This is a genomic window from Pseudoalteromonas sp. S2755, assembly GCF_005886535.1.
Taxonomy (GTDB): Bacteria; Pseudomonadota; Gammaproteobacteria; order Enterobacterales; family Alteromonadaceae; genus Pseudoalteromonas.
Map to the genome: position 1 here is coordinate 1 of NZ_PNDS01000098.1, position 6,462 is coordinate 6,462.

Genomic DNA, 6,462 nt, shown 5'->3' on the forward strand with positions numbered 1-6,462 from the left:
ATCTAACCAATTTGAAGGGTGAAATAGCATATTAGCCTCATTAAAAATTTCTCATTTAGAACAACTAAATAGCAAAATTTTTGCCTTGCTACTAAAGCTATTTCCCCGCTTCAAGATAGATCATTTACTTAATACAACTGGTATTAACCGTCGTTGTTTTTCATAAAAACCAGTACCAAGTATGTAGCTCATCTTATTAAAAAAAGATAACATTTCAGCCTAAACCTGCCGATTACAGTAACGATTAGAAAGGAAAAACAGTGATTGAACGAATTGACACCAAACAACGAATGAGCCGAATTGTGAAACACAATGGTACCATTTATTTATGTGGCCAAGTATGTAAGGACGCAGAACAAGGAATTAAAGAACAAACTGAATCCATGCTTGAGAAAGTTGATGAGCTACTAATTCAAGCAGGCAGCGACCGCAAGCACATTCTTTCTGCGACAATTTATATTAAAGACATGAAGTATTTTGCAGAAATGAACGAAGTGTGGGATGCATGGGTGCCTGAAGGTTATGCGCCAGCTCGCGCTTGTGTAGAAGCGAGCATGGCTCGTGACGCATTGCTTGTTGAGATTTCGGTAGTCGCTGCAGAAATCTAGTCTAAAAAACATAAGCCTAGTTTAGACAAAGCTGACTGTTAATCTGTCAGATTTGGTTTTTAGATATTGATCAAATTTGACAGCCGTATTTGACGCAGCAGTGTCAGGTGGTAATGGTACCACCTAAAGTTGTACTAGCTCAGACTTGACCTGACAGTTACCCGTTTTTCAATCGGTGACTGTCAGCCTAGATTTGGGCTAAATTCTTTTCAACCCAGATCGATTTCCCATCTAATAATGTTTCAAATGGCGTTCTACCACAGCATTTTTTTCCTTGATGAGTTCGGTCATTATTGTAGTAATTTATCCACTCCTCCAGATCCTTTTGGAGCTCTTCCAAAGAGCTGTATAACTTTTTGCGAAATGTCACTTGATAAAACTCTTGAAGTATCGTTTTGTGGAAGCGTTCGCAGATACCGTTTGTCTGCGGCGACATTGCCTTGGTTTTAGTATGGTCTATGTCGTTGATCGCTAGATAAAGCTGATAATCATGGTGTTCAACCTTACCGCAATACTCAGTTCCACGATCAGTGAGGATCCGTAGCATAGGTAGTTCGTGCTGCTTAAAGTAAGGTAAAACTTTATCATTCAGTAGCTCTGCTGCTGTGATCGGTGTTTTAGTGGTGTAGAGCTTTGCAAACGCAACTTTGCAATATGTATCAACAAAAGTTTGCTGATATATACGGCCAACTCCCTTTAGGTTTCCAACATAAAAAGTATCCTGTGAACCAAGATATCCTGGGTGCTCAGTCTCAATTTCGCCGCAGGCTTCATCGTCCTGTTTTTTCTTCTCAAGGGCTGTTACTTGGGACTCTGTGAGAATGAGACTTTCTTGCGCAACTTTAGCCTCTAGCGCTTTCAGACGCTTTTTAAAGTTTTCCAAGTCATGGCGCAACCAAACAGACCGCACACCACTGGCAGAAACAAATACGCCTTGTTTTCTTAACTCATTGCTGGCTCTGACTTGCCCGTGAGCCGGAAATTCAATCGCATAGGTGCAAACTGCTTTTTCAGTCTCTTCATCTACACGGTTCTTCAGGTTTGGTGTTCTACGCGACTTATCGATGAGTGCATCAATACCGCCTTCATCAACGAGCTCTTGATAACGATAAAACGTATCTCGCGAAACACCCATCATTTTGCAGGCTTTAGATACGTTTCCAAGCTCTTCAGCTAGATTGAGCAAACCAGCTTTGTGTTTAATGATTGGATTGTTAGTATGTAACATGAGAGTTACTCCTTAGTTGTTTTGAACAAAGATTCGACACCTTTATCAAAACGGGTAACTCTCAATTTTTCAAATCGAAATGTCAGGTCTGGTCAGAACTAATTCATTTTAAGTTATTCAATATTTGTTTAAAAATACAGCTAGCCCTGTTTTTAGTTGTATATGTGGATGTCAAAATAGATGTGACACCTACCACTAATTTACACCTTCCAAAGATGCCGCCTAAGCTTTAATTCTGCAAAGGAAACTAGCTATGGCGACTACCCGTAAAAGACAAATCAGTTTAATAGAAGTGGAGCAACTTCAAAACTCCATAACCTCTGAACACTTATCCACTTAAGTATTTGCTTTCTTAACAAACTTCGCTGTCACCATCATTTCACCAACGCCATCAACCTTGCAGTCAAGTTCATGGTCTTTTTTATCTAGCACTCGCCTTACCAAAGCCTTAGTGCCAATCTTAATAACTTGTGAGCTGCCTTTAATCTTAAGATCTTTAATCACAGTGACTTTATCGCCATCCACTAATAGTGTGCCATTGGCATCTTTTACTTGAATGTCGTCCTCGGTAGCAGTCGCGTTTGGATCCCATTCGTAAGCACATTCAGGGCATATTAGCTGACTTTGATCTTGATAAACATATTCAGAATTGCACTTGGGGCAAGCAGGTAAAGACATAATTAACTGTATCACTTTTAAGGCTGTGTATCATCGGCATATGATACTGTAAAAGTGAGTAGAGCGTCCTCTATATTCTTCTTTAAATCGCTATTGAATTAAGAATAGCTACCCAAAGTGTTGCGGCACGACAATTGCTTAGTTATTAATCTGCATTTCATCATATAAAGGATTACCTATGCTTGTTAGTCAAACCCAGGGGATTGGATCACCAACAATTTATAGCAGCCATAGCCCGCATCAACCAAAAGAGGCAGAAGCAGCACAGAAAGACGCCCAAGTCTCCATTAGCCAAACCGCAAACAATGCCGAACATAATTGGCAAAATGTTGCCTCTAAATACAACGTTCACAACATTTCAGCGGCAGAAGTACGAGCTATGTCCAGAGAGCTATTCGAAGGAGGGTTTATTGATTCAGGCCAGATGATGGCTATCGGTGCGCCGATATCAATGAATGAAAGCCCTCACGAAAAGATCAATTTACTTGGTGATATGAAGCGTACATTTGAAATCTCAGCAGCCAGGGGCGGGCTCAATAAAACATCGCGAGAGATTTATGCTTCGGCGCTCAATACGCTTGAGGATCTCGCTAAGGCACACAGAAAGACTATACCAACTTGAGGGGTTGAGTCTGTCTAGTCGTGTTATACCAATTTGCCTTAATGGTTGCTCAATTTGAGAGAGCAAATAGCAAGATTTTATCGAAAAAAATATGCTATTTCAGGCACAAAAAAAGCAAGCCTTAGCTTGCTTTTTCTTCATCAATTAAGCGATTAAAGCTTAACGATGTTCTCAGCTTGAGGACCTTTCTGGCCGTCAGTTACTGTGAATTCAACTCTCTCGCCTTCAGCAAGTGTACGGAAACCGTCACCTTTGATTGCGCTGAAGTGTGCGAACACGTCAGGGCCATTTTCTTGAGCGATGAAACCAAAACCTTTAGACTCGTTAAACCACTTAACGGTACCTGTAAGAGTGTTAGACATAATACTAATCCTGATATAAAAACAAAAACCAATGCTGCGCATTGATGAGCTATGCCCATGTGGGCGCATAGACCTAAATTTGTAGAGTGGATAAAACTTCAGGACGGTACTACTACAAGCAAACACTTATACAACAACGTAATGGAGATTTTAAAACACTGACTCAAATTCTGTCTATGAACATCATATAGGGATTCCGCCCTAAGTCAATGTATTTTTAATCATCAATATGACTTACTAATGACAGATATCAATATTTTTTTGGCGGCTTTTTCAACCCCCTATTTTTTAAACACATTATTACCCTAACTCCGTGTAAATAATAGAGATTGCAATAAAATATTCATAAAACTAAAGGGGCTTCTTCGACTCTAATTCCCGAATTAATTGCACCACTTGCTCCACGACCACTTGCGGGGCATTCATAGGTACGGTATGGTCGCTTCCCTTAGCAATAATTAGCTTAGAATCACAATGTGACGCCAGCGCTTCTTGTCCTTCTCGCCACGCTTTAACATCACGTTGGCTAGGGTCAAATGGTCTTTGGGCAACGATAACACGACACGGAATATGATCAGGTGCTTGATGCGTCCGAACACTCGCAACGGTTTCACTTAGCGCTTGAGTTTCCCGGCGCAGAGCTTCACCGAAGGTATTTTCAGGCAGTGTACTCAAGGGTTTAAGTAGCTTATCCTGCGCTAAGGCGTGGGTTTTATCGATGAAGTAAACAGTCACAGGGTCAACATACAACAAGGCTGCAACCTGTTCAGGATAATAGGTGATGTAGTTTTGCATTATATAGTATGCGTATGAATGACCGACATAGATAAACGGCGGCCGAATATCAAGCGTTCTCAACACTTCACGGAGATTACGATTATCCGTATCAACACTATAGGCTCTGCGGCTAAGCTCGCTTTTGCCATAACCTTCACGGTTATAGGCCACCAATGCATTGGGTACTTGCTGCGCGAGACCCATCATTACTGGAGTCCAATAAATTGCAGGCGCTGCAGAACCACTTTCAAAAACAATGGCAGGTTCATTGCCAGCAACATGATAAACCTGCAAAGATACTTTGTTCGCAACCACGACGTGCTCTTGAATATCGCGTTCAAGCGCAATCTGTGCATAAGCACAATTAACGAACAACAACCCCAATATGGTTAGCGTGCGATACATATCGTTTCCTTGATATCTATAGTTCGATTCTAAAGTTAGCAGCTAGATGCACCACAAGCCAATGACATTTTTGCTGCACCTCCCCTGCTTAGAACAAAGTAAAGTAATACTCTCTGCAAGTTTTGTTTACCCATCGTTTTCACACCTTTCCTGTTCTGATGTAAAAACTTTAAAAAGCGAAAATTAAGAAAACCTTAAGTTTGAAAAAAGGAGGAAAAAACTTTTCGAAATACGCATTCCAGTTTTAAAACGCTTGCTTTCTGCTAATTATAAATACGGCAACGAGCGAAGCCAAAATAAACACGGCAGCGAGTAAAAAGGTCAGTGAAAATGCCATATTAAGTTGTGCAGAGCTTGCCACTGCCGCACTCTTTACCTGCAGCAACACGCTAAATACACCACCAAGTAATGAGGCTCCGGTCATTAGCCCTAAGTTTTTACATAAATTAATGAGCCCTGACCCCATGCCCTTTTCTTTTTCGGCTACTGTCGTCATCACAAAGGTATGGTGAGCCGCTAAAAACAACTGCCTTCCGGGAGTTAACACAAATAACGCCACAACATAGCCATAAAGTCCAAATAATGAAGGTAAGATTGCAAAGCTAATTATCCCAATGAGGAGCATCAGCAAGCCCAAAAACATAGCAAACGCGATACCAAAATGATCAACCACCTCACCCGACGGATAGCCGGAAACAGCGGCAATACAAGGCCCAATAGACACAATAAGACCAACCGTGACCGGGCTCAGCTCTAACGCATAAGTGAGATAAAAAGGTCCGACAACTAATGTCGACATCGCGATGGCGTCAACTATAAAGCTCACAATTAACGAGGTATTGCGTAGCTTGTGTTTAAGAAAAGCCAAACTCACAAGTGGAAATTGAGCACGCTTTTGGCTTTGTACAAAGCAGTAGATAAAAGCCACAGAAAATAAGAAAAATACGCTATGTAAGACAAGACTAAACGAGCTACTCGATGGCATAGCCAACACATAAAATAGGCATGACACCGACAGCCACACACTTCCAATAACATCAAAACGCTGCGGCTCAGGTGGACTTATGACATCATCAGGCAGAAACCTTATTATTAAAAAATAAGCTGCCCCACCAAGCAATATCATCAACCAAAAAGTGAACTGCCATGATAACCATTCTAGCATTGCACCACTTAGCAATGGTCCCAGAGCCGTGCCAATCGCAGCAGTAGTACCTAGTAGCCCCATCGCAAGTCCAACTTTACGCTTTGGCATCGCAACGCTTGCCAGTGCAAATATTTGAGATAATAACAGCGCAGCGCCAACGCCTTGGAACAGCCTAGCAGCAATCAACATCCAAAGGTTTACGCTCAGACCAGCGACAATGGAGCCCACACAAAAGACACCAATACCGATGCACAGCGCCCTTTTTCGGCCAACGCTATCTCCAACAGCACCAGCACCAAGAATAAATGCGGTAAGCGAAAGCAAATATGCCACAACTACCCAGTTCACCAATGCCTGCCCCACGCCAAATTCCTCCGCAAGTGTTGGCAACAAGACATTGATACTACTCATGCCAAGCGTTGGCAAAATGAGTACCATAGCCAAACTGAGCAACACCCGCTTTTGTCCGGCCCCCAGAGCAGTTTTATCCTCTGTATTCACTGTATCTTCTAACATGTGTTACCACTCCTACCATTGCGCCATGCTAATAAGTGGTGACTGTACTACTTCAAGTGAACTTGAGGTCAATAGTATAGTTAGGTTTAAAGCTTGATTGGATTAACTGGATTAACTGG

General features: G+C 41.8%; 7 protein-coding genes. 2 read left to right on the forward strand and 5 right to left on the reverse strand.

What is annotated here, in order from left to right; translation table 11 throughout:
• Positions 1–260 precede the first annotated feature (260 nt).
• Positions 261–608, forward strand: a complete 348-nt coding sequence (locus tag CWC03_RS16065) for a RidA family protein (RefSeq protein ID WP_138582745.1) — start codon at positions 261–263, stop codon at positions 606–608.
• Positions 609–795: 187 nt separating this feature from the next.
• On the opposite strand, the gene CWC03_RS16070 is transcribed toward CWC03_RS16065, so the two are convergent.
• Positions 796–1,836: an IS481 family transposase gene (locus CWC03_RS16070; protein ID WP_138582746.1), complete on the reverse strand. Its 1,041-nt coding sequence runs from the start codon at positions 1,834–1,836 to the stop codon at positions 796–798.
• Between the two features lie 336 nt (positions 1,837–2,172).
• The gene (locus CWC03_RS16075) at positions 2,173–2,514 is read right to left on the reverse strand and encodes a zinc ribbon domain-containing protein YjdM (protein ID WP_010370215.1); all 342 of its coding nucleotides are present in this window, start codon (positions 2,512–2,514) and stop codon (positions 2,173–2,175) included.
• 178 nt (positions 2,515–2,692) lie between these two features.
• On the opposite strand from CWC03_RS16075, the gene CWC03_RS16080 reads away from it, so the two are divergent.
• Positions 2,693–3,136 carry a hypothetical protein gene (locus CWC03_RS16080; RefSeq protein ID WP_138582747.1) on the forward strand — a complete coding sequence of 148 codons (444 nt, stop codon included), beginning with the start codon at positions 2,693–2,695 and terminating at the stop codon, positions 3,134–3,136.
• A 152-nt stretch (positions 3,137–3,288) separates the two neighbouring features.
• Here the strand turns inward: CWC03_RS16080 and CWC03_RS16085 are convergent, their stop codons facing one another.
• From CWC03_RS16085 to CWC03_RS16095, 3 genes are all read right to left on the reverse strand, one after another.
• Positions 3,289–3,498: a cold-shock protein gene (locus CWC03_RS16085; protein WP_010603820.1), complete on the reverse strand. Its 210-nt coding sequence runs from the start codon at positions 3,496–3,498 to the stop codon at positions 3,289–3,291.
• 351 nt (positions 3,499–3,849) lie between these two features.
• Positions 3,850–4,680, reverse strand: coding sequence for an alpha/beta fold hydrolase (locus CWC03_RS16090; protein WP_138582748.1), 831 nt, complete (start codon positions 4,678–4,680; stop codon positions 3,850–3,852).
• A 244-nt stretch (positions 4,681–4,924) separates the two neighbouring features.
• On the reverse strand, positions 4,925–6,343 hold the full coding sequence (locus CWC03_RS16095; RefSeq protein WP_138582749.1) for an MFS transporter: 1,419 nt from the start codon (positions 6,341–6,343) through the stop codon (positions 4,925–4,927).
• Between the last annotated feature and the right edge of the window lie 119 nt (positions 6,344–6,462).